The 24,103-nt window shown below is 34.6% G+C and carries 23 protein-coding genes; 20 read left to right on the forward strand and 3 right to left on the reverse strand.

Annotated elements, in window-relative coordinates; translation table 11 throughout:
• Positions 1-348: 348 nt before the first annotated feature.
• From D2K62_RS08920 to D2K62_RS08955, 9 genes are all read left to right on the forward strand, one after another.
• Positions 349-813, forward strand: a complete 465-nt coding sequence (locus D2K62_RS08920) for a hypothetical protein (RefSeq protein WP_112181532.1) — start codon at positions 349-351, stop codon at positions 811-813.
• Between the two features lie 426 nt (positions 814-1,239).
• Positions 1,240-1,635 carry a gamma-glutamyl-gamma-aminobutyrate hydrolase family protein gene (locus D2K62_RS08925; RefSeq protein WP_112181531.1) on the forward strand — a complete coding sequence of 132 codons (396 nt, stop codon included), beginning with the start codon at positions 1,240-1,242 and terminating at the stop codon, positions 1,633-1,635.
• A gap of 58 nt (positions 1,636-1,693) precedes the next feature.
• Positions 1,694-1,978 (forward strand): hypothetical protein, encoded by a 285-nt coding sequence (locus D2K62_RS19120; protein WP_232824218.1) that lies wholly within the window; start codon positions 1,694-1,696, stop codon positions 1,976-1,978.
• Between the two features lie 17 nt (positions 1,979-1,995).
• Complete coding sequence (locus D2K62_RS19125; RefSeq protein ID WP_232827991.1) at positions 1,996-2,328, forward strand: hypothetical protein; 333 nt, start codon at positions 1,996-1,998, stop codon at positions 2,326-2,328.
• Between the two features lie 271 nt (positions 2,329-2,599).
• Positions 2,600-2,902: a hypothetical protein gene (locus D2K62_RS08935; RefSeq protein WP_112181530.1), complete on the forward strand. Its 303-nt coding sequence runs from the start codon at positions 2,600-2,602 to the stop codon at positions 2,900-2,902.
• Between the two features lie 206 nt (positions 2,903-3,108).
• Entirely contained in the window at positions 3,109-5,520 is a 2,412-nt protein-coding gene (gene nirB, locus D2K62_RS08940; RefSeq protein ID WP_117161292.1) for a nitrite reductase large subunit NirB, read from the forward strand.
• 19 nt (positions 5,521-5,539) lie between these two features.
• The gene (nirD, locus tag D2K62_RS08945) at positions 5,540-5,863 is read left to right on the forward strand and encodes a nitrite reductase small subunit NirD (protein WP_117161293.1); all 324 of its coding nucleotides are present in this window, start codon (positions 5,540-5,542) and stop codon (positions 5,861-5,863) included.
• A gap of 58 nt (positions 5,864-5,921) precedes the next feature.
• Positions 5,922-6,704: a uroporphyrinogen-III C-methyltransferase gene (gene cobA, locus D2K62_RS08950; RefSeq protein WP_117161294.1), complete on the forward strand. Its 783-nt coding sequence runs from the start codon at positions 5,922-5,924 to the stop codon at positions 6,702-6,704.
• Between the two features lie 32 nt (positions 6,705-6,736).
• Entirely contained in the window at positions 6,737-7,504 is a 768-nt protein-coding gene (locus tag D2K62_RS08955) for a sirohydrochlorin chelatase (protein WP_117161295.1), read from the forward strand.
• Positions 7,505-7,538: 34 nt separating this feature from the next.
• On the opposite strand, the gene D2K62_RS08960 is transcribed toward D2K62_RS08955, so the two are convergent.
• Both D2K62_RS08960 and D2K62_RS08965 read right to left on the reverse strand, forming a co-directional pair.
• Positions 7,539-8,168: an NAD(P)-binding protein gene (locus tag D2K62_RS08960; RefSeq protein WP_112181525.1), complete on the reverse strand. Its 630-nt coding sequence runs from the start codon at positions 8,166-8,168 to the stop codon at positions 7,539-7,541.
• A 23-nt stretch (positions 8,169-8,191) separates the two neighbouring features.
• Entirely contained in the window at positions 8,192-8,512 is a 321-nt protein-coding gene (locus tag D2K62_RS08965; protein ID WP_112181524.1) for a hypothetical protein, read from the reverse strand.
• Positions 8,513-8,892: 380 nt separating this feature from the next.
• Between D2K62_RS08965 and D2K62_RS08970 the strand changes: the two genes are divergently transcribed.
• The 6 genes from D2K62_RS08970 (at position 8,893) to yihA (ending at position 17,706) form a co-directional block, all read left to right on the forward strand.
• Complete coding sequence (locus D2K62_RS08970) at positions 8,893-9,876, forward strand: hypothetical protein (RefSeq protein ID WP_112181523.1); 984 nt, start codon at positions 8,893-8,895, stop codon at positions 9,874-9,876.
• A 162-nt stretch (positions 9,877-10,038) separates the two neighbouring features.
• Complete coding sequence (gene tig, locus D2K62_RS08975) at positions 10,039-11,328, forward strand: trigger factor (RefSeq protein WP_112181522.1); 1,290 nt, start codon at positions 10,039-10,041, stop codon at positions 11,326-11,328.
• 372 nt (positions 11,329-11,700) lie between these two features.
• The gene (gene clpX / locus D2K62_RS08980; RefSeq protein ID WP_112181521.1) at positions 11,701-12,978 is read left to right on the forward strand and encodes an ATP-dependent protease ATP-binding subunit ClpX; all 1,278 of its coding nucleotides are present in this window, start codon (positions 11,701-11,703) and stop codon (positions 12,976-12,978) included.
• 140 nt (positions 12,979-13,118) lie between these two features.
• Positions 13,119-14,774 (forward strand): ATP-dependent protease LonB, encoded by a 1,656-nt coding sequence (gene lonB / locus D2K62_RS08985; RefSeq protein WP_112181520.1) that lies wholly within the window; start codon positions 13,119-13,121, stop codon positions 14,772-14,774.
• Positions 14,775-14,798: 24 nt separating this feature from the next.
• Entirely contained in the window at positions 14,799-17,117 is a 2,319-nt protein-coding gene (gene lon, locus D2K62_RS08990; RefSeq protein ID WP_117161296.1) for an endopeptidase La, read from the forward strand.
• A gap of 1 nt (position 17,118) precedes the next feature.
• A complete protein-coding gene (yihA, locus tag D2K62_RS08995) occupies positions 17,119-17,706 on the forward strand; it encodes a ribosome biogenesis GTP-binding protein YihA/YsxC (RefSeq protein WP_112181518.1) in 588 nt (195 codons plus the stop codon).
• Positions 17,707-17,749: 43 nt separating this feature from the next.
• Here the strand turns inward: yihA and D2K62_RS09000 are convergent, their stop codons facing one another.
• Positions 17,750-18,232, reverse strand: coding sequence for a LiaI-LiaF-like domain-containing protein (locus D2K62_RS09000; RefSeq protein WP_112181517.1), 483 nt, complete (start codon positions 18,230-18,232; stop codon positions 17,750-17,752).
• A gap of 276 nt (positions 18,233-18,508) precedes the next feature.
• Here D2K62_RS09000 and hemA point away from each other — a divergent pair, with 276 nt between their 5' ends.
• From hemA to hemL, 5 genes are all read left to right on the forward strand, one after another.
• Entirely contained in the window at positions 18,509-19,879 is a 1,371-nt protein-coding gene (gene hemA / locus D2K62_RS09005; protein WP_112181516.1) for a glutamyl-tRNA reductase, read from the forward strand.
• An 85-nt stretch (positions 19,880-19,964) separates the two neighbouring features.
• Positions 19,965-20,897 (forward strand): hydroxymethylbilane synthase, encoded by a 933-nt coding sequence (gene hemC, locus D2K62_RS09010; RefSeq protein ID WP_112181515.1) that lies wholly within the window; start codon positions 19,965-19,967, stop codon positions 20,895-20,897.
• Positions 20,894-21,703, forward strand: a complete 810-nt coding sequence (locus D2K62_RS09015) for a uroporphyrinogen-III synthase (protein WP_117149219.1) — start codon at positions 20,894-20,896, stop codon at positions 21,701-21,703. Before hemC ends, D2K62_RS09015 begins: the two co-directional genes overlap by 4 nt.
• Entirely contained in the window at positions 21,690-22,667 is a 978-nt protein-coding gene (gene hemB, locus D2K62_RS09020; RefSeq protein WP_112181513.1) for a porphobilinogen synthase, read from the forward strand. Before D2K62_RS09015 ends, hemB begins: the two co-directional genes overlap by 14 nt.
• Before the next feature lie 19 nt (positions 22,668-22,686).
• A complete protein-coding gene (hemL, locus tag D2K62_RS09025; RefSeq protein ID WP_112181512.1) occupies positions 22,687-23,979 on the forward strand; it encodes a glutamate-1-semialdehyde 2,1-aminomutase in 1,293 nt (430 codons plus the stop codon).
• Positions 23,980-24,103: the final 124 nt, after the last annotated feature.

Consider the following 24,103-nt stretch of genomic DNA (forward strand, 5'->3'; position numbering starts at 1 on the left):
TTTTGAATGGCTTTAAGAATATCAGTTGATCTCACGGTCATGACCAACGTTTTGGTAGCTAAACCTATTATGGAACATAGGTTCGGATAAATCAAATTATTAACAATAAACATTAACAGAGCCTATTGTAGAGAAATATCAACTATATCCTCGATGTTTAAGAAGTCTCAAACGTCCGAACATCTACCTCAATTCTTTTCTTGCATGATAAAGTATGGCTACTTCTATAATTTATCTTCACTTAAAATTGCCTTAAAGAAAGTCTTAAATATTTTTCCAATCATTACATTTAATTTAAACATATGGGGAATATCTAGATTAAACGCATTGATTGGAAAGGATAATAATATGAATCAAATAATACTATGGCTAATGTTTTTACTTCCAATTGCATCATTGGTACTAATTGGAGATAAAACGCTTAGAAGATTTCTACCAGTTGGATTGTTTGTTACTGTAGTCAACACGCTTACTTACCAAGCTGCATATCATTATAATTGGTGGAGAGAATCAGGGCTATTTGAGTGGGACAAAGTTGCAAATATTCCTTGGGTATATAGTGCTTATTTAGTAGCAACAATATGGATTTTTAAGTTTACCTATGGAAAATTTATTGCTTATTTAATAACAAACCTAATATTAGATGGTGCATACATATATTTATGGTATCCATTCCAACAAAAACTTGGAATGGCTTCGGGAGAATTGTCGCCACATATTACATATTTGATGATGATCGGCGTATCCCTTTTGATATATGTTTTTCAAATTTGGTATGAAAAAGGTTTATTAAGTAATAAGGATAATAAATAAAAATTTGTAGGTAAGTTAAGTTTCATTTTTATATAAAGCTCGATATAAAAGAAACCATCACAGGATACCAATTTCGTGAATACTCGTAATAAAGTATAAAAAAATGAAATAATTAAAAATAAAAAAATGCTACAAAGCGCTAATCTATAGCATTTTGTAGCAAGGGATATCATCTAAAGAATATAGGTTAATTTATGGTTATGGATAGTTAATCCAAGTGCGATTGATCTAAACGTAATATGAATAAAAAAGTTCTCATGCTGAAGTATGGGTGTCCATATGTAATGAAATCATTTTAAGTAATGGAGAAGATGTTGATCCGAGTTCATACAAACAAATTTAAAGCGAGATTTAATGGAGATTGCTCTTGTTAAAAGTGTGTAACAACAAAAGAAACCACTCTTGGCAATTTGTAGAGGGATAACGATGTTAAATGCTGCGCAGGGTGGAACGGTTATTCAAGATATTGAAAAAGCTAACCCCAAAGTAATTAAGCATTACCAGCAAAGTGATAGACAAGAGCCAACACATGACGTGCAGATCAATGAAGATAGTATGTTATATCAAATATTTAATGATACAAAGATACGGGTGAACAGTATACATCACCAATCGATTAATAAGCTTGCATCTAATCTTAAAACGGTAGCAACTACTCCAGATGGTTTAATAGAAGCAGTTGAGGGACCAACTAATCATTCATTTATGTTAGGTATTCAATGGCATCCTGAGGAGATGGTCGATATAGATTCTCGTATGCAAGACATCTTCCAAGTATTTGTTCAAGCATGTAGCAAAAGTGATATGGCTAATGAAAAATGAAGAAAATTCCTACTATTAAATGCTTTTTATTGTCTAAATCTCATTAGGATTTGATGTAATGGACCAGAAGTTAAAAAAACTCGAATACGTTTGGTATGCGAGCTATGGCTCAAATTTAAATAGGGATAAATTTTTATGTTATATTAAAGGTGGCAAGGCAGAGGGCTCTTCTAAAGTGGAAGTCGGTTGTAAAGATAAGTCACTTCCAATAAAAGAAGTGACATACAAGATGAATTTACCTTTATATTTTGCGAAAAACTCTGTTCGCTGGCAAAAACAAGGTGTAGCATTTATCGGGTTGAAGCAAGATAAAAACATCTTACATACAGCAGAAAATATTTAATAACAAAGGATCAGTTTTTGGATTTAGTTAAACAAGAAAATAATCAAGCAGATTTGAAGATAGATTTAACTGAACTAATAAAAAATGGTGTAATGACATATAGGGATTCGTGGTACGGAACGCTCCTTTATCTTGGAGAAGTAGATGGCTATCCAATTGTAACATTTACTGCAGACTGGGATTTAGATGTTCCTTTTAGCAAGCCTTCCAAGCAATATCTTACTATGATTATGAAAGGATTAAATCTAACTTTAGAGCTTAAAAAAGAGGAGATAGTTGATTATATAAGTTCAAAGCCTGGTTTAATAGATCATTATAATAAAAATGAAATTGAAGAATTGATTAAATGAGATGAAAGTCTCCAAAATAAACACGTATGTCTAGTCGCTTCGTTTGAATTAAAATAATGTTCTCTCCCTTAAGAATTCGAAATAATCCCCACATTCCTCTTTTGTTTTATCTCATTAGTAAGTATTCGAAATCATGTAAAGATAGCAATTAATATGTAATCAGATTTTAATGGAAAGATTACATTATGAATTGGATTTATATGTTAAAATTAGATTTAGCTAACAAAAATAACTATTGTATCTTTAAGTGATTGAGAAGGAGGACTTTTCATTGTTTATAAATGATATTAAGAATCTTGAATTTTTCAGCCATCTTTCCTTAAAACATGTGGAAGACCGTCTACTAATTAATGCAACGTTTCCTAAAGAATTTCTCGTAGAAAATAATATGGCAGAACCTTTCTTATATGTCACACTTTATGTGCGTGGTGGAGAAAGGGTTAAAATAATTGATGAGGGAACAGCAAAGATCTATACCCCTTTCAGAAACCAATATGATCAAGATACGTACAACCAAATCATTCAGTTTGCAATGGAGCATTCGAAACAATTTACCCATTTAATAGAACATTAATTTAAGAGAAACATAGTTGAACAAAAGGCAATCTACGCATTAGTAGGTTGTCTTTTGTATTATTTATATATGTTTTCACATAAAAATGCATAAGAATAACACTGTCAGCTTATCTAACAAGTAAATTGAATACATGTTTTAAGTATGTTTATATTAGATATAAGATGAATTTTCAGAAAATTAAACTATTTGGAGGAGTTATTCACATGCCAAAACAAAAGTTGCTTTTAATTGGAAACGGGATGGCAGGAATTAGAGCGATTGAAGAAGTGTTAAAACTTAAACCAAATCAATTTGAGATTACCGTTTTCGGTAGCGAACCATATCCAAACTATAATAGAATTCAATTATCAAAAGTTTTGCAAGGTGATACAGACGTAAGTGATATCACATTAAATGAATGGCAATGGTATGAAGATAATAACATCCGATTATATCCAGGCGAAACAGTCATAAATATAGATAAAACTAAACAAGTAGTATCAACAGATAAAGGTAGAGAAGAGCCATACGATAAATTAATTATCGCAACTGGATCTAATGCATTTATTTTGCCTTTACCAGGTGCAGATAAAGAGGGAGTTACAGGGTTTCGCGATATTAAAGATTGTGAAAAAATGATTGATTATTCAAAGAAACATAAAAAAGCAGCAGTTATTGGTGCAGGTTTACTTGGTCTTGAAGCGGCTCGTGGATTACTCAACTTAGGTATGGAAGTGGATGTTATCCATATAAATGATTATTTAATGGATCGCCAGTTAGATGAACCAGCAGGAAGACTTCTTCAAAAAGAATTAGAAGAACAAGGAATGAACTTTCTATTAAATAAACAAACAGCAGAAATTACCGGTGAGGAAAAAGTTAGCGGTCTTAGATTTAATGACGGGGAAGAAATTGATGCTGACTTAATTGTTATGGCAGTAGGAATAAAGCCTAATGTTGCATTGGCAATGGAGAATGGGATTAAAGTTAATCGAGGAATAATTGTTAATGATTATATGGAGACGGAGACGCCAAATATTTTTGCGGTTGGTGAGTGTGTTGAACACCAAGAGATGGTCTATGGACTAGTTGCTCCTTTATATGAACAAGGGCAAGCTTTAGCAAAACAGTTATGTGGTGTTCCATGTGATGGTTATAAAGGGACAGTCGTTTCTACCCAATTAAAAGTTTCGGGTGTTGATGTCTTCTCAACTGGTAAAATAGATGAAGATAAAAATACGAAATCGATAAAAGTGTTTGATGAATGGAACGGAACCTATAAAAAGTTAATAGTTGAAGATGGTAAATTAGCAGGTGCTGTGCTATTTGGTGATACAAAAGATGGTACACGGCTGTTAAGTCTTATTAAAAAAGCAGCAGATGTTGAAGAATATTTAAATGCTAACGAAAGCGAACAGTCAGGGGCAAGTTTAGTAGCTGAAATGCCAGATGATGAATTGATATGTGGGTGTAATGGTGTAAGTAAAGGCACAATAGTCGATGCAATTAATTCAAAAGGTTTAAAGTCACTTGAAGAAGTAAAAGGTTGCACGAATGCATCTCGTTCTTGTGGAACCTGTAAATCACTTGTATCTGATTTGTTAGAATACACACTCGGTGATGATTATAATGAAAATCAAAAGGTATCTGTTTGCGGCTGTACAACTTTATCAAGAGATGAAGTAATTGAGGAAATTAAAGAAAAAGGCCTTACACATACACGTGAAGTTATGAATGTATTAGGTTGGAGTAATGAAGAAGGTTGTTCAAAATGTAAACCGGCCTTAAATTATTATTTAGGTATGCTTAATCCAACTGATTATGAGGATGAAAAGGAATCTCGATACGTTAACGAACGCCTTCATGCTAATATTCAAAAAGATGGCACATTTAGTGTTATCCCTAGAATGTATGGTGGTGTAACGAATGCTGTAGATCTTAGGAAAATTGCAGATGCAGCAGATAAATATGATGTCGGTATGATTAAGTTAACAGGTGGACAAAGAATAAATTTACTCGGTGTTAAGAAACAAGACTTACCAGACATGTGGGCAGACCTAGGGATGAAATCTGGTCATGCATATCAGAAAGGACTTCGTACAGTTAAAACGTGTGTTGGTTCTGAGTTCTGTAGATTCGGTACACAAGATTCAACTGGTATGGGAATTAAATTAGAGAAAAAATTTGAAGGTATATCTGGACCACACAAATTAAAAATGGCTGTATCTGCTTGCCCAAGGAATTGTGCAGAAGGTGGAATTAAAGATGTCGGTATCGTTGGTCTAGATGGTGTCTGGGAGTTACATGTTGGTGGTAACGGAGGTACAGAACTTAGACAAGGTGACCTATTATGTAAGGTGAAAACAGAGGATGAAGTAATGGAATGGGTTGGAGCATACTTGCAATATTATAGAGAAACTGGCAATTATTTAGAAAGAACTTCTAGCTGGGTCGATCGCTTAGGTATTGACCATGTTAAAGAAATATTAGCAGTCAAAGAGACTCGTGATGAGCTAAATGAAAGAATGGATATTGCCTTATCTGCTATTCAGGAACCTTGGAGTGAAGTGATTAATAATGAAGAAACGTTAAGAGAACTTTATGAAAAAGTAAATGTTACATCAACTTCTAAATAAAAAAATCGGGGGGATCTACATGGAAAAAACACAACGACGGATTTTCGTTGGCAACTATTCTGAATTGCCGAAAAAGCTTGGAAAAACAGTTATAATTGGTGATCAAGAGGTGGCGGTTTTTAAATTAGCTAGTGGAGATATCCGAGCTATTGAAAACCGTTGTCCACACAAGGGTGGCGTACTGGCAGAAGGAATGGTAAGTGGTGACCATGTTTTTTGCCCAATGCATGATTGGAAAATAAGTATGGTTGATGGAAAAGCACAAGCACCAGATGAGGGTTGTGTCCAAACATATACTACTGAGGTTACAGAAGATCAAGTATATGTTTTAATGGAAGAGTAATAGATAAAAAGTTTTACGTGAATAAGGAAGCTCTTAAGTCTAAAGAGGAGGGTTCATTGTGGGAAAAGTGTATATTGTTGGAGCAGGTCCAGGTGATCCCGACTTAATAACTGTAAAAGCGTTAAAATTGATTAGACAAGCGGACGTTATATTATATGATCGCCTTGTTAATAAAGCGTTACTTACAGAAGCTAAGGAAAATGCGAATTTAATCTATTGCGGAAAACTACCAAAGTATCATATGATGATACAAGAGACAATTAATGACTTGTTAGTTAAATATGCATCGCAAGGTAAAATGGTAGTAAGACTTAAAGGTGGAGATCCCTTTATATATGGTCGTGGTGCTGAAGAGGTGGAAGTGTTAGCGAAAAATGGAATAGATTATCAAGTTGTTCCAGGAATTACTGCAGGTATCGCGGCCCCTGCATATGCGGATATTCCTTTAACACACCGTGAATTAGGTAATTCTTTTGCCGTCGTTACCGGTCATTGTAAGAAAGGTAAGCCTCATGATATTAAATGGGAGAGTCTTGCTCATGCAGTGGATACTTTGGCTATCTATATGGGGATCGGAAATTTACCTTATATTTGTGATCAACTTTTAAAATATGGAAAAAGTAAAGAAACTCCTGTAGCAATCATCCAGCAAGGAACAACCGATGAGCAAAAGACAGTAATTGGAACACTTGAATCAATTGTTTCTATTGTTGAGGAAGAAGGAATTCAAAATCCAGCAATGATTGTTATAGGAGAAATTGTTACTTTCCGAGAAAGAATTAACAGATTGAAACAAATTAATTCTAGTAAATCTGATTTTGAATTAAAGGAAGCCTTTTAGAATCGAACTTATACCTGCTATATTAAAAAGGAGTGATTAACATTCAAGCTGTATTATATGTTTGTCATGGTAGTCGTGTAAAAAAAGCTGCACAAGAAGCAATTAATTTCATTGAGAAGACAATGAAATTAGTTGATACGGAAATTCAAGAATATTGTTTTTTGGAATTGGCAAGTCCGTCTATTATAGAGGGTGTCGATCAATGTATTAAACAAGGGGCAACTAAAATTGCTGTTGTGCCTGTGTTGTTACTAACAGCTGGTCACGCTAAGAAAGATATACCAGAAGAATTAATACATGCTCAAAACAAGTATCAAGATGTACAATTTAGTTATGGGAAACCCATCGGTGTTCAGGAGAAGATGAATGATGTTTTAGTTGAGAGATTAGAAGAGCGAACAGTCTTAACTCCTCAAACAAATATCTTACTTGTTGGAAGAGGTAGTAGTGATCAAGACGCTGTAAATGATATACAATCAATTGCAGATTCCTTACAAGGAAGAGTGCATGTATCCTCAGTTGAAAAATGTTTCCTCGCTGCAGCCACACCTAAATTCAAAGACAAACTCAAAGCGACTGTCTCAACTGGTGCAGAACATATCGTTATCCTTCCTTATTTGCTTTTCACGGGTATTTTAATGAAGGAAATAAGAGAATTTGTAGATGAACTGAGTTTGAACCCAGAGCAAGAAGTCATTATTTGTGATTACCTTGGTGACCATGATCATGTTTGTGAGCAATTAAAAAATAGAGTAGTAGAAGCGATTAGGAATGAAGAACCTATTCCAACATTAATTTAACAATAAAGAAGCTAGCAAGTGATTTATTAATAGATCATTCGCTAGCTTTTTTATGTAATTCTAATTTTAAAGAATCGAGTGTTTGTTTTTGGAGGTTTATATCAAGTAATTCTTCATTAATTAGTGAATGTAATATTTTTTTCTTCTCGTCTCTATCTAGATTTGCATTTTTCACTAATTGACGTGCATCAAATAAAAAATCCATATACGCCTGATACTGTTCATCATATTTATTTTCTAATTCATGTTTTACTTTTTTTGCAAATGCAGGGCTTGCTCCGTTTGTAGAGATAGCAATGGATAGTTTTCCACGCTTCAAATGAATCGGAAATTGCACATTTCCTTGTTTAGCATCTTCAACCGCATTAATTAATGCGCTCTTTGGTGCCGATTTAATTACCGAGTGATTAACCGCAGAGTTATTCGTTGCAACAATGATAAGAAAAGCATTATCTAGATCACATTCTTCTACTACCTTTTCATGCCATCGTATTTTTTTTTGTTTATGTAAAGATTCGATAGTTTTCGTTGCGGTTGGACTTATTACGGTAATAATAGCAGCATGATCAAGCAAGGTATCAATTCTTCTTTGTGCTACCTTTCCTCCACCAATTACTACAACCTTTTGTCCTTTTAAATCTATCATTATTGGAATAGGAGCCATTATATCACTATCCTTTGTTAGTATTAATCTGCATCTTGAACTCCCAGTTCGTTTAAAAAGTTACGTAATTCTTCAGCAACAAGGGCGATCATTTTAAAGTAGGTTTGTTTATCGCAATCATTTAATATTCGGTAGTTTTCTATCATGGAGTCTAAGATGATTCTTTGCTCACTTGTTGCGTGAAGATAATAAGGAGCAAGAGAGGCACATATAATTGTAAAAGCACCATTATTATGTAATATAAAGTCTTTGGAAATAGTGCCTGCCATTCCGTCTTTATGTTTTATATTTAATGCTCTCCTAGCAACAATTTCTAACTTTATCGCATTTTGTTCATTCATCATAAGTACACCTCCTCGTATAGGACATAGTACCACTATAATAGTGGGGTAATAAACAAATAAGTAGTATAATGATAACAGAATTTTCAAATAAATAAAATCTAGGTTTTTAATTTTGAAGTAAAAGTAGTATTATAATAAGTAGTAAGGAGGATCGTTAAATTTGTAATAGGAATTAATATAAGTGTGTTTCATAAAAAAGTTCATTTAAAACCAGTGTTCATTATATTTGCAAACTATATCTGTGAAACTGTCTAGTTTGAATTAATTTTAAAAAGGGAATGATTTATTAAAACAAATAGTAAAAATAGAATAATATTGCCTAAGGTTATTATTTCCATTAATATGGGCATATAAACTATTATCTGAGAGTGGGATGTCTCATGCAGCATAATGATCAAAAAGTCGTCCTTTTCCCAAAATGGAAGAAGGATTTGGAAAGTGAAGCATACCAAGCTTTACGTGAAAAAAGATTTCATGAAGCTTTAGATGGATTTAACACGTTGCTTTCTTATCAAATTAACAACCAAGAAATATCTGTTGGCAAGTTAACGTGTTTAATGGAACTTGGAATGCAAGAAGAGGCAGAAGAATTATGTGAATCACTACTTGCAAATAAGGATGCTAATTACTTCTCATACATACATATATATGCTACGTTATTGTTTCAAGCGAGTAAGTATCAAGAGGTGTCTGAATTGTTAGAGGATGTTATTCATGAAAAACTTCCTGATCCTTTTAGAACGCAATTAGAAACGCTTTATCATTTAAATGAAAGGCTACGAGAAGAGCAACAAGAAAAACAGGCCATGTCAACATTAAAAGAATTAGAAGACGCTGTTGAACGAGATGACACAGTATTACAATGGCATTTAGTTAATCACTTACATCAAAGCGACTTATCTGCTTATCTGAATCTTTTTGAAGAAATACTCTTAAATAAAATTGTGCATCCAGTAATTAAAACCTCCATTTTAGGTTTATTACAAGCAGAATCAATTGACCAAGACATAAACATTGAAAAGTTTTCAAAAGTAATGGTAATTAATCCAAGTACATACCCTTTTATTATGGATCACCCTTTTCGTAATGACATAAGAAAAAGTTTAGAAAAGCTTGAACAAGATAATCCAACCCTATTTGAACTAGCAGATCAATTATTGTATAGATACTTGTATGTTAGGTACCCTTTTATTGTGGATAAATCAGAAGCTGATATGATGAAAAAAGCTTTAGTTCATCTTGTTACATCATCATTTATAGATGAACCAAAAGTAGCGGAAACAATGAAAGATGAAGAAATTGGGCAATACATAGATGAAATATTATATTGTGAGAAAATCTATTTCTCCATAATGGAAGAATAATCAGAATTGGAAATAACAGTGGATCTTGATTCTAAATCTTGAAAGGCCGGACGTTTATGTTATAATAAGATGGTCGCAATTTGCGTTCGGTCTCGTATAAGAAGCATCGTACAATGAATGAACGGCAAATAGAATTACTTATAGATTTTTGGAGGGAATAGTATGACAGCAAAATGGGAAAAACAAGAAGGTAATAAAGGCCTTTTAACAGTTGAAGTGGAAGCTGAAAAATTCAACGAAGCATTAGATCAAGCTTTCAAAAAAGTAGTGAAAGATGTACAACTACCTGGATTCCGTAAAGGTAAAGTACCACGTGGATTATTTGAACAACGTTTTGGAGCTGAATCACTTTATCAAGATGCAGTAGATATCATTCTACCTGAATCATACACACAGGCTATTGAGGAGACTGGTATTGAACCAATCGACCAACCTGAAATTGATATTGCGCAGATTGAAAAGGGAAGTAATCTTATTTTCACAGCAAATGTTACGGTTAAGCCAGAAGTAACATTAGGTGATTATAAAGGATTAGAAGTTGAAGAAGAAGCTGTAGAAGTTACAGATGAAGATGTTGAGAGTGACTTAGAGCATCAAAGAGGACACCAAGCTGAGCTTGTTGTTAAAGACGAAGGTTCTGCAATAGAAGAAGGTGACACTGTTGTGATGGACTTTGATGGTTTTGTAAATGGAGAAGCTTTTGAAGGTGGATCTGCAGAAAATCATTCATTAGAAATCGGTTCAGGTTCTTTCATTCCTGGTTTTGAAGAACAGCTAGTTGGTAAGAAGGCTGGTGAAGAATCAGAAGTTACAGTGACTTTCCCTGAAGAGTATCATGCTGAGGAATTAGCTGGTAAAGAAGCTACTTTCAAAGTTAAAATTCATGAAGTTAAAGGAAAAGAATTACCAGAGTTGGATGATGAATTTGCTAAGGACGTTGATGAAGAAGTAGAAACTTTAGCAGAATTAAAAGAAAAGATTAAGAATCGTTTAGAAGAGCAAAAGAAAACAGAAGCTGAGAACAATAAACGTGAGTCACTTATTCAGCAAGCGTCTGATAATGCGGTAGTTGACATTCCAGAAGTAATGGTAACAACTGAATTAGATCGCATGTTACGTGAATTTGAACAGAAATTACAACAGCAAGGTATGACACTAGACATGTACTACCAATTCTCTGGTCAAGATGCCGATGCACTTAAAGAACAAATGAAAGAAGATGCTGCAAAACGTGTAAAAACAAACCTTACACTTGATGCTATAGCGATTGCTGAAAACATTGAAGCAACTGATGAAGATGTAAATCAAGAGTTAGAATCAATGGCAGGTATGTACCAAGTTGATGTAGAACAACTTACACAAATGCTTGGTGGAAATACAGATGCAATTAAAGACGATCTTAAATTCAAAAAATCAATCGACTTTCTTGCTGAAAATAGTAAAACGAAATAAGAAGTTTATTTAACAAGATTATAGTAATTAGAAAACGAGGTACATCAAAAACGTGCCTTGTTTTCTCTTCTATAATGAAACAAATAGATGACATACATAACATTACATACAGCAAATTATTTGACATTTACCAAATAGTATACATAATAAAGTGGACAAATTAGTTTGAATTTAACAAATGTTGTAGACAATTTTAATTCAACGTTTGTTTAGTAACAAGCAAGATAGGAAAGACTGTTTTTAGAATTAAAAGTGTATTACTTTGTAATCATGCTTTTATCTGATATCATGTTGAAGAGAGGCTATAAGATATAGGGATGTAGATGCTTCTTCCTATCAAATAGATATTTTTACACTTGAGGGGTGAAATGGTTGTATAAATTTAATGAAGAAAAAGGACAATTAAAGTGTTCGTTTTGCGGAAAAAGCCAAGATCAGGTAAGAAAGCTTGTCGCTGGTCCAGGAGTTTATATATGTGATGAATGTATTGAATTATGTACAGAAATTGTGGAAGAAGAGTTAGGAACAGACGAAGAAGTAGAATTTAAGGACGTTCCAAAACCACAAGAAATACGTGATATTCTAAGTGACTATGTAATTGGTCAAGACAAAGCGAAGAAGAATCTATCTGTAGCCGTATACAATCACTATAAACGTATTAATGCAACAAGAGGTACTGATGATGTAGAACTTTCAAAGAGTAACATTGCAATGATTGGTCCAACTGGTAGTGGTAAAACTCTTTTAGCACAAACATTAGCACGAATATTAAATGTACCATTTGCAATTGCTGATGCAACATCATTAACAGAGGCAGGGTATGTTGGTGAAGATGTAGAGAATATCTTATTGAAGTTAATTCAGGCAGCAGATTACGATGTAGAAAAAGCTGAAAAAGGTATTATCTATATAGATGAAATTGATAAAGTTGCTCGTAAATCTGAGAATCCGTCGATTACACGTGATGTTTCTGGTGAAGGTGTTCAACAAGCGTTACTTAAAATTCTTGAAGGAACTACTGCTAGTGTGCCACCTCAAGGTGGACGTAAGCATCCGCATCAAGAATTCATTCAAATAGATACAACAAATGTTCTATTTATTTGTGGCGGTGCATTTGATGGTATTGACCAGATTATTAAAAGTCGCTTAGGTAAAAAGGTAATTGGCTTTGGTGCTGATACAGAGAATAACGAAATGGACAAAGGTGAACTTCTTCAAAAAGTATTACCAGAAGATTTATTGAAGTTTGGTCTAATTCCTGAATTTATTGGTCGTTTACCAATCATCGGTAGTTTAGAGCCATTAGATGAAGCGGCGCTAATAGAAATTCTAACAAAACCTAAAAATGCATTAGTTAAACAATATGAACGATTGTTCCAAATTGATAATGTTGAATTAGAATTTGAAGAGGAAGCGTTAATAGAAGTTGCTAAAAAAGCAATCGAACGAAAAACTGGTGCACGTGGACTTCGCTCTATCCTTGAGAGTATCATGTTAGATGTGATGTTCGAACTACCTTCACGAGATGATATTGTTAAATGTGTTATTACGAAGGAAACTGTTACATTGGAAAATGGTCGTCCGAAATTGATCCTAGAAGATGGAACGGTACAAGATGAAAATAAAGAGACACCTAAAGAAAGTGCGTAAAGTATTATAATTTGATAGAAATCCCTTGTTATCTAATAGCAAGGGATTTCACTATACATATAAGTTAATTCGTTGTTTTTTTGTTTAGGTATTGGATTTGGGGAAATACTAACATGTATCTTAAATTTCGGAGGTAGCATATGGATCTTGTTAGTATTGTAATGATTATTCAACTGTTTTTTGGGATTGTGATTGGGCTTTATTTTTGGAATATGTTAAAGAGCCAACGAGCTAGTAAAAATGTTATAGAAAAAGAGTCAAAAAAAGAACTTGAATCATTACGAGCCATGAAAAACATTCGCTTAACCAAACCTTTATCAGAAAAAGTTAGACCAAAAGTTTTATCAGATGTGGTTGGACAAGAAGATGGAATTGAAGCGTTGCGAGCTGCAATATGTAACAGTAACCCACAGCATGTCCTTATATATGGACCACCTGGTATTGGAAAAACCGCTGCAGCAAGATTAGTATTAGAGGAAGCAAGAAAAAATAAAGATTCTCCTTTTGTTATGAGTGCACCATTTATTGAATTGGATGCAACAACTGCTCGATTTGATGAACGTGGTATAGCTGATCCATTGATAGGTTCTGTACACGATCCTATTTATCAAGGTGCAGGAGCAATGGGACAAGCTGGAATTCCTCAACCAAAACGTGGAGCAGTTTCAAATGCACATGGTGGAATTTTATTTATTGATGAGATTGGTGAATTACACCCAATTCAAATGAATAAATTATTAAAAGTGCTAGAAGATGGCGTTGTCCACTATGAGAGTGCTTATTACAGTGAGGAAAATCAAAATATTCCGCGACATATTCATCGGATATTTACAGAAGGATTACCTGCTGATTTTCGTTTAATTGGAGCAACAACACGAATGCCAGAGGAAATCCCACCTGCGATCCGATCTCGTTGTTTGGAGATATATTTCCGTGATTTAGAGAAAGAAGATATGATGACAATTGCAAAACGTGCCAGTGATAAGGTAGCTGTTCCTTTATCAAATGAAGCATTAAATATGTTAGCTATTTATGCACAAAATGGTCGTGAAGCAGTTAATCTAATTCAAATCGCTGCAAGTGTTGCAATGAAAGAAAGCAGACAATCAATTGAACTAGCTGATATGGAATGGGTTACTGAAATAAGTAGGTTAACTCCACGTCCTATTAGTCAAATACCATTAGAAAGTAAAATTGGTAAAGTAAATGGATTGGCCTTGCTAGGTCCTAGTACAGGTTATTTGTTACCACTGGAAGTTTTATTGTTGCCAGCATTAAAAGATTCTAAAATAATAATTACAGGCATAGCAGAGGAAGAAACGATAGGAACGCAATCAAAGTCAATTAAACGAAAAAGTATGGCCAAAGCTTCAGTAGAAACTGTGGTCACCTTTTTAAAATCAATTGGGATACCAGCACATCAATATGATATTCATGTTAATTTCCCTGGTGGTACGCCAGTGGATGGCCCGTCTGCAGGTTTAGCTATCGCAATGGGGATATACTCCTGTATGAAAAAGGTTCCTATTAGTTGTAATGTTGCAATGACTGGTGAATTAGGCCTTTACGGACAAGTTTTACCTATTGGTGGCGTTACAATAAAAATAAAAGCAGCTAAAGATGCGGGTGCTAAAACAGTACTAATACCTAAGGCAAATCACCAAGCACTGACGCAGAAGATTAAAGGGATTAATGTGATTCCAATTGAGACTTTTCAAGAGGCATTACCCTATGTATTAGAAGCAAATACTACATCAACTGAAAAGATGTATAATGATAATAAGAAATCAAGTTAATTTATGCGATTCGGAGGTACAGAAATGACTGAAACAAGCAACATTCAAATACCACTCCTTCCTTTACGAGGTATTCTCGTATTTCCTACAATGGTTTTGCATTTAGATGTAGGTAGAGAGCGCTCTGTACATGCGTTAGAACGAGCAATGGTAGAAGAGAACATCATTTTTCTTGTAGCGCAAAAGGACAGTTCAATAGATGATCCAAGTGAAACAGATTTACATCGAATTGGTACAATTGCAAAAGTGAAACAGATGTTGAAGTTACCTAATGGTACATTTCGTGTTCTAGTAGAAGGATTAAGTAGAGGTCAGATTGTTCAATTTATAGAAGATAAAGATCAATTCATTGTAGAAATTGAATCCGTTAAAGATGAACATGCTGATAAAAATGAAGAAACAGCTCTACTGCGTTCTTTGTTAGAACAATTTGAACAGTACATAAAGATCTCAACAAAACTTAATAAAGAAACCTATGAAACAGTAAAAGATATAGAAGAAGCAGGTCGTTTAGCTGATATTGTAGCTTCTCATTTATCGCTGAAGATAAAAGTAAAACAAGAATTATTAGAAACAAACGACATAAAGAAACGATTAAAAACATTGATCCAATATATTTCTAATGAAAGAGAAGTACTAGATTTAGAAAAGAAGATAGGAATTCATGTAAAGAAATCAATGGAAAAAACGCAAAAAGAGTACTACTTACGGGAACAAATGAAGGCTATCCAAAAAGAATTAGGCGATAAAGATGGTAAAACAGGAGATGTTGCAGATCTTAAAGAAAAGATACTTGCTTCTGATATGCCAGAACGTATATTAAAAATTGCTAATAAAGAATTGGATAGATTTGAGAAAGTACCTCAAACTTCAGCAGAAAGTTCCGTGATACGAAATTATATTGAATGGTTAATAGCGTTACCGTGGACTAATGTAACAGATGATAATCTAGATATCCATCATGCAGAAACGATTTTAGATGAAGATCATTATGGATTGGAAAAAGTTAAAGAAAGAGTATTGGAATACTTAGCGGTGCAACACTTAACAAAATCATTAAAAGGGCCAATTCTATGTTTAGTCGGTCCACCAGGGGTAGGTAAAACCTCTCTCGCAAAATCAATTGCCCGGGCAATAAATCGAAAATTTGTTCGCATTTCTTTGGGTGGTGTTCGTGATGAAGCTGAGATAAGAGGACATCGAAGAACATACATTGGTGCAATGCCAGGAAGAATAATGCAAGGCATGAAAAAGGCGGAAACGGTTAATCCCGTTTTCTTACTAGATGAAATTGATAAAATGGCTAGTGATTTCAGGGGTGATCCATCTTCAGCAATGTTAGAGGTATTGGATCCTGAACAAAACAGTAACTTTAGTGATCACTTTATTGAAGAAACATACGATCTAAGTCAAGTTATGTTTGTTGCGACAGCTAACACCTTACAAACTATTCCACGTCCTTTATTAGATAGGATGGAAATTATTTCGATAGCAGGGTATACAGAGTTAGAGAAACAACACATAGCCAAAGAACACTTACTATCTAAACAGATAGAAGAAAATGGGCTTCAAAAAGGACAACTTCAATTAAGAGATGAAGCATTACTGAAATTAATTCGTCGTTATACGAGAGAAGCTGGTGTTCGTGGTTTAGAACGTCAGTTAGCATCTATCAGTCGAAAGGCTGCTAAAATTATTATTTCAGAAGATAAAAAGAAAGTTATTGTGACGGAGAAGCAGTTGGAGAGCTTATTGGGCAAACCATTGTTTCAGTATGGTATGATGGAGGAAGTAGATCAGATTGGTACGGCAACTGGACTTGCTTATACTTCTGCTGGTGGTGATATACTTGCAATTGAAGTTAGTATTGTACCTGGAAAAGGTAAGTTAACGTTAACTGGAAAGCTAGGAGACGTTATGAAGGAATCCGCGCAGGCTGCCTTTAGTTATATCCGCTCGCGTGCTGAAGTGCTAAACGTGGATCCTGATTTTTATCAAAAAAATGATATTCACATTCACGTACCAGAGGGAGGAACACCAAAAGATGGTCCTTCTGCCGGTATTACAATAGCAACTGCATTGGTATCAGCACTTACTAATCGAGCTGTAAAAAAAGAGGTTGGTATGACTGGTGAAATTACATTACGTGGTCGTGTGTTACCTATCGGTGGTCTAAAGGAAAAAGCTTTGAGTGCGCATAGAGCTGGAATAACAACAATCATTATTCCAAAAGATAATGAGAAAGACTTAGACGATATACCTAAAAGTGTACGTGAGGAGTTAACATTTATAGCTGTGCAACATTTAGACACAGTATTAGAACATGCTTTAGTGGGGGATTAATATGAAAGTAACAAAAGCTGAAATAATTATTAGCGCTGTATCACAAAAGCAATATCCAACTGGAGGTCTTCCAGAGATCGCTTTAGCTGGTAGATCCAATGTTGGCAAGTCTTCATTTATTAATAAATTAATTAATCGAAAGGCATTAGCCCGAACATCTTCAAAGCCAGGAAAAACACAAACACTTAATTTTTATAAAATTAACGACTTTTTCCACTTTGTAGATGTACCTGGGTATGGTTATGCAAAAGTTTCAAAAACAGAACGAGAAGCATGGGGAAACATGATTGAAGAGTATTTTTTGGAACGTGAAAACTTACGTGCTGCTGTTCAAGTTGTAGATATTCGTCATCAGCCTAGTGTGGATGATGTTTCTATGTATGAATTTTTAAAACATCATGATATTCCGGTTATAGTAGTCGCTACAAAGTTAGATAAAATTAAAAAGAATCAAGTTGCAAAGCATGTTAAAAGAATAAAAGAGACATTGACACTTGAAGGAACTGATACGATCATTCCATTCTCTTCTGAAACAGCACAAGGAAAAGAAGACGCATGGAGAACAATTGATTCTTTTCTAGCAAAATAACTAACAGAAAAATAGCAAGTCTGCATAATGTTATGCGGACTTGCTATTTTTTATTAAATAATAAATAAGCACCAAACAATACAAGAGCAAGTGGCCAAAATGTTTCTAATAAAGCCATAAATTCATTTATCCAGTGAAACCATCCAGGTTGATTAGACGCAAAGATGGCTATAAATGATAAAGCTAACAAAATTAAACCTGGTATTAACCCAGCCTTTGTCTTTTGATAACGAATTAAGAAAGCCAATCCAATAATAATAGTATAAATGCCCCAATGATCAATCCAAAAAGAATAGTTGTTTAAGCCATGGTGGTGGCTTCCAATTCCTAATAAAATCACGCCAGGAAACAATTTATCATAATCTCTCGCGATATAACTGTGTAAAAGAAAAGCAACTCCAAGAATGATCAATAACGTTGGCCATGAGTAAAAATCAGTAATAATTGGGAATCTTAATTGTTTTAATAAAAAATAAGTTCCAATTCCAATTAACAGAAAAGCCGTTAGCGTATGTTTTTTGCGCATTAGTAACTCCTTTTTATAATAATTATTAAGTAGTATTAATTTGTTGATTGTAGCTATTAAATATGTTAAAGTATGTAGGTAAATGAAATTAATAATTAAAGAAACAACATTACTTATCTTACCATAATGTTGGTAGGGAAAGATAACAAAGTGATGTTTTTAATTTTGAGAATATATTGTAAGAAAATTGCCCTATTTAAAAACGTTTGATTCATATAAAAAATGATATAATAAGATATGTAACCTTGTGTTACGGAAAACTTGGGGGTAGATAGTGTGCATATCCTGATGGTTGGTGTCAATTATAGAACTGCTCCAATTGATATCAGAGAAAAATTAACGTTTCAAGCGGATGAACTTGTTGAAGCAATGCAGACGTTAAATAAACAAAAAAGTGTCTTGGAGAATGTGATTGTTTCTACATGTAATCGTACAGAGGTATATGCTGTTGTGGATCAATTACACACGGGACGTTATTATTTAAAACAATTCTTAGCAAGTTGGTTCGGTTTAGATAAAGAAAGTTTTACTTCTCATTTAGTTGTTTATGAAAATGATGGTGCAAAAGAGCATTTGTTTCGCGTGACAGCTGGACTTGATTCAATGGTTGTTGGAGAAACACAAATATTAGGACAAATGAAACATGCATTTTTACTTGCGCAACGAAACAGTATTACAGGGACGATGTTTAACCAATTATTTAAGCAGTCAATTACCCTTGCAAAACGTGCCCATAAAGAAACTGCAATTGGAGAGAATGCTGTCTCTGTTAGTTATGCTGCAGTTACATTAGCCAAAAAGATGTTTCCTAATTTAGCGAATAAGCATATTGTAATTCTAGGTGCTGGTAAAATGGGAGAGTTAGCTGCGAAAAATTTACAGGGTTCAGGTGTTGAGAATATAACTGTTATAAATCGTACATTTGAAAAGGCTCAAGCATTAGCAAAACAATTCCGAGGACAAGCGCGTTCGGCACAAGAATTTGATGATGCGTTGTTAGAAGCTGATATTTTTATTAGTTCTACAGATTCTCAAGATTTTGTTTTGACAAAGGATATGCTTAAACCAATTGTAGAACATCGACAAGGCAGACCACTATTCATTGTAGATATTGCCTTGCCACGTGATATTGATCCTGATATTGCAACGTTGGAAGGTATTAATTTAAATGATATAGATGATCTACAAGGTGTTGTAGATCATAATAATTATTCAAGAAAAATTGCTTCAGAACAAATTGAAATGTTGATAGAAGAAGAAATTGTTGAATTTAATGATTGGGTAAAAACATTAGGTGTTGTGCCAATCATATCTTCATTACGCGAACATGCCTTAAGTATTCAAGCGGACACTATGAATAGTATAGAACGGAAAATCCCTGGATTAACAGAACGTGAGCGTAAAGTGATTAGTAAGCATACGAAAAGTATTATTAATCAGTTATTGAAACAACCTATCTTACAGGCCAAAGAACTATCAGTAGGTCCTGAGGCAGATGATTCTCTACAGCTATTAACAAAGATTTTTGGAATTGAAGATTTAGTGAAAGAAAAAATAGCTGAACAAGTAGAAGATAATAATGTGATCGCATTGAGGACTGTTAATAAAACAGCCAATCTTAAATTGGAACCAGCTCTAATGCGCTAAACAATACCCCACCCTTTGTAATTATTGGTGGGGTATTGTTAAAATGAAGTATGTACATGTTTAAACTGGAGAGGAATGATTAAGAATGCGGAACATTATCATTGGTTCACGAAAAAGTCCTTTGGCTATAACGCAAACTGAATGGGCAATAGAACAATTAAAAAAAGTGAATGCACCATTTACTTTCGAGATCAAGAAAATCTCAACTAAAGGGGATAGAATTTTAGATGTAACCCTGTCTAAAGTTGGAGGCAAAGGATTGTTTGTTAAAGAAATTGAGCAGGCAATGTATAATGAAGAAATTGATTTAGCTGTTCACAGCATGAAGGATATGCCTTCAAAAGTTGCTTCAGGTTTACTTATTGGAACGATTCCATCAAGGGAAGATCATCGTGATGCATTTATATCTAACAATCATGTGTTATTCAAAGATTTACCTAAGGGTGCGATCGTAGGAACGAGTAGTTTACGTAGAAGTTCGCAAATTTTAGCAATTCGTCCTGATATAGAGATTAAATGGATTCGTGGTAATATTAATACACGTCTACGAAAGTTAGAAGAAGAAGATTTTGACGCGATAATTTTAGCGGCAGCAGGACTTAGTAGAATGGGATGGAGTCAAGAAGTGGTAACAGAATATCTTGATCCAACTATAAGTGTACCGGCTGTTGGTCAAGGTGCGCTAGCGATTGAATGCCGTGAAACAGATACAGAACTAATCTATTGGCTTGAGAAAATTCGTGATGAAGAAACAACTCGGACAGTAACTGCAGAGCGCACATTTTTACATTTATTAGAAGGTGGATGTCAAGTCCCTATAGCAGGTTATGCCTATTTAGATGAGGATGACATTATATTATCAGCACTTGTCTCTACACCCGATGGAAAGACAATTTTGCATGAAATTATCCGCGGTAAAGATCCAGTTGCAGTTGGTCAAGAGGCAGCAAAACGTCTAAAAGAACAGGGCGCTGATGAAATTGTTCGGAAAGTGAAAGAGGAGTTAGAAAACGAATGATTTCGCCATTACAAGGAAAAACAATTCTTGTAACACGTGCAAAAGAACAAGGAGAGATATTCTCAAATCAATTAGAGAATGTTGGTGCGACAGTTATTCACATTCCGTTATTAACTTTTCGACTGCACAAATCAAATCATCATCAATTATTAAATGGCATCAAAGATTATGGGTGGATTTTTTTCACAAGTGCGAATGGTGTTATTTACTTCTTTGAGCAACTGGTTCGATATGAAATTAATGCATCTGTCTTAAAAGGGCTACAGTTTGCTGTTATTGGTAAAAAGACGAAGCAAATGCTACAATCATATGGATATGAAGTAGACTTTCATCCTACAAATTATCAAAGTGAGGCAATGGCTGAAGAGTTTGTTGCCCATTTTGGTTCAGCTGAAAAAGTTTTGTTGGTGGTAGGAAATCGATCTCCATTAGAAGTGAAAGATGTATTAAAGGCCCATCAGGTCTACATAGATTATTTGATTGCTTATGAAACAGTAGTCAACAAAGACAATCAAACTGAATTAATAAAGCTTATTAAACAGGATGAAATTGACGGTTATACCTTTACAAGTCCGTCAACTATTGAGGCATTTAATCAACAATTAGAAGCTGTTCAAACAGACCTTGAGAGGATAAAACAGCATCGTTTATGTGTATGTATTGGCACAACCACCGCTGAGACAGCAAAAGTTAATGGTTTTAATAAAATACGCATACCACAAGAATTCACCACAGAAAAGATGGTAATAGAGATGATCGATTTTTTTTCACAAGAAAGAGAAGGTGAACGTAATGAAAGAACATAACTTTAAAAGACATAGACGGTTAAGGTCTTCTGTCAATATGAGAGCTTTGGTGAGAGAAACGGTATTATCAACAGATGATCTCATTTATCCTATGTTTGTTGTTGAGGGTGAGGATATTAAGCATGAGATTTCTTCTATGCCTGGTAGTTTTCAGGTATCGTTAGACAATTTAGATGAAGAAATAAATGAGTTGGAGCGTCTAGGCATTCATGGTGTACTATTATTTGGTATTCCAAAAGAGAAAGATGAAGTAGGTACGCAGGCTTATTGTGAAACAGGTATAGTGCAGCAAGCATTGCGTCAAATTAAAAAGAACTTCCCAGACATGTTGACGATTGCAGATACTTGTTTATGTGAATATACGTCACATGGACATTGTGGTGTGATACATAACGGTGACGTTGAAAATGATCAATCGTTACAATTAATTATAGAAACAGCTATTTCTCAAGCGAAAGCAGGCGCAGATATTATTGCACCATCTAATATGATGGATGGCTTTGTTGCTGGAATTCGTCAAGGGTTAGATAAAGCTGGTTTTGAAAATACGCCAATTATGTCCTATGCAGTAAAATATGCATCGGCTTTTTATGGTCCTTTTCGAGATGCTGCGCAAAGTGCACCACAGTTTGGAGATCGTAAAACATATCAGATGGATCCTGCTAATCGATTGGAAGCACTTCGGGAGGCTGCAAGTGATGTAGAAGAGGGTGCAGATTTCTTAATCGTGAAACCAGCATTATCATATATGGATATCATTCGTGATGTTCGCGACCGACATGATGTACCAATTGTAGCTTATAATGTTAGTGGAGAATATTCAATGGTGAAAGCTGCCGCTCAAAATGGCTGGATAAATGAAAGAGCTATTGTTCTAGAAAAGTTAACATCAATGAAACGTGCAGGTGCAAATTTAATTATGACCTATCATGCGAAAGACGTTGCTAAGTGGTTGCAAGAATAGCAGGAAGAGGTGCAATACAATGAGGAATTTCGATAAATCAATTGATGCTTACAAAGAAGCGGTTGATCTTCTACCTGGTGGGGTTAACTCACCGGTTCGAGCATTTAAATCAGTAGGAATGAATCCGATTTTTATGGAAAGCGGAAAAGGTTCAAGGATTACGGATATTGACGGAAATCATTACATTGATTACGTTTTGAGTTGGGGACCTTTAATTTTAGGGCATGCCGATCCAAGAGTGGTTGGAAAATTAAAAGAGATAGTCGAAAAAGGAACGAGTTTTGGCGCTCCAACATTATTGGAAAACCAATTAGCAAAACTTGTTATTGAACGAGTACCATCAATTGAAATGGTGCGAATGGTGAATTCGGGGACAGAAGCGACAATGAGTGCATTAAGACTTGCTAGAGGATATACTGGTCGCGACAAAATTCTTAAATTTGTAGGAAACTACCATGGACATGGTGACTCATTGCTAATTAAAGCTGGTTCTGGAGTGGCAACTTTAGGATTACCTGATAGCCCCGGTGTACCAAGTTCTGTTGCACAGCATACCATTACGGTGCCATATAACGATTTTGAAAGCGTTCAGTATGCATTTGACCAATTTGGTGATGATATTGCTGCGGTTATTATAGAACCAGTTTCAGGCAATATGGGTGTTGTACCGCCGCAAGCTGGTTTTTTACAAAATTTACGAGATATTACCGAAAAAAATGGCTCGCTTCTTATTTTTGATGAAGTGATGACAGGTTTTCGTGTTGGTTATAATTGTGCACAGGGCCACTTTGATGTAACTCCAGACTTAACTTGTCTAGGCAAAGTAATTGGTGGAGGACTTCCTGTTGGTGCTTACGGTGGAAAAAGAGAAATCATGGAGAAGATTGCTCCTACTGGCGATATCTATCAAGCAGGGACGTTATCTGGTAATCCATTAGCAATGACAGCAGGTTATCAAACATTAAAGGCGATGGATCAAGACGCATATGTAAAACTAAATGCGAAAGTTGATCGTCTAGTTGATGGATATAGAAAAGCTGCAGCAGACTTTGAGATAGACTTACAAGTCAATCGTGCAGGTTCAATGGTTGGATTTTTCTTTAATGCAGAGCCAGTGACTAATTATGAAACAGCAAGTAAATCTAATGTAGATTATTTTGCTAGTTATTATCGCGCAATGATTGAAGAAGGCATCTTTTTACCACCTTCTCAGTTTGAAGGTATCTTTTTATCTACTGCGCATACGGATGAAGACATTGACAAGACAATTGCAGCGGCTCGCGTTGCATTTAAAAAAATAGCGAATCAATAAATGAAAAAGTGTAGCTGAGATTAATTTAAAAGCTACACTTTTTTTTGCTTTTTGGTAATCAAATTTATTATCGATCATATAATTAAAGTAGGTTAGATGTTGTTTATTCACGCAATATTTTTTT

The sequence above is a fragment of the Paraliobacillus sp. X-1268 genome, from assembly GCF_003426095.1.
Taxonomy (GTDB): Bacteria; Bacillota; Bacilli; order Bacillales; family Amphibacillaceae; genus Paraliobacillus_A; species Paraliobacillus_A zengyii.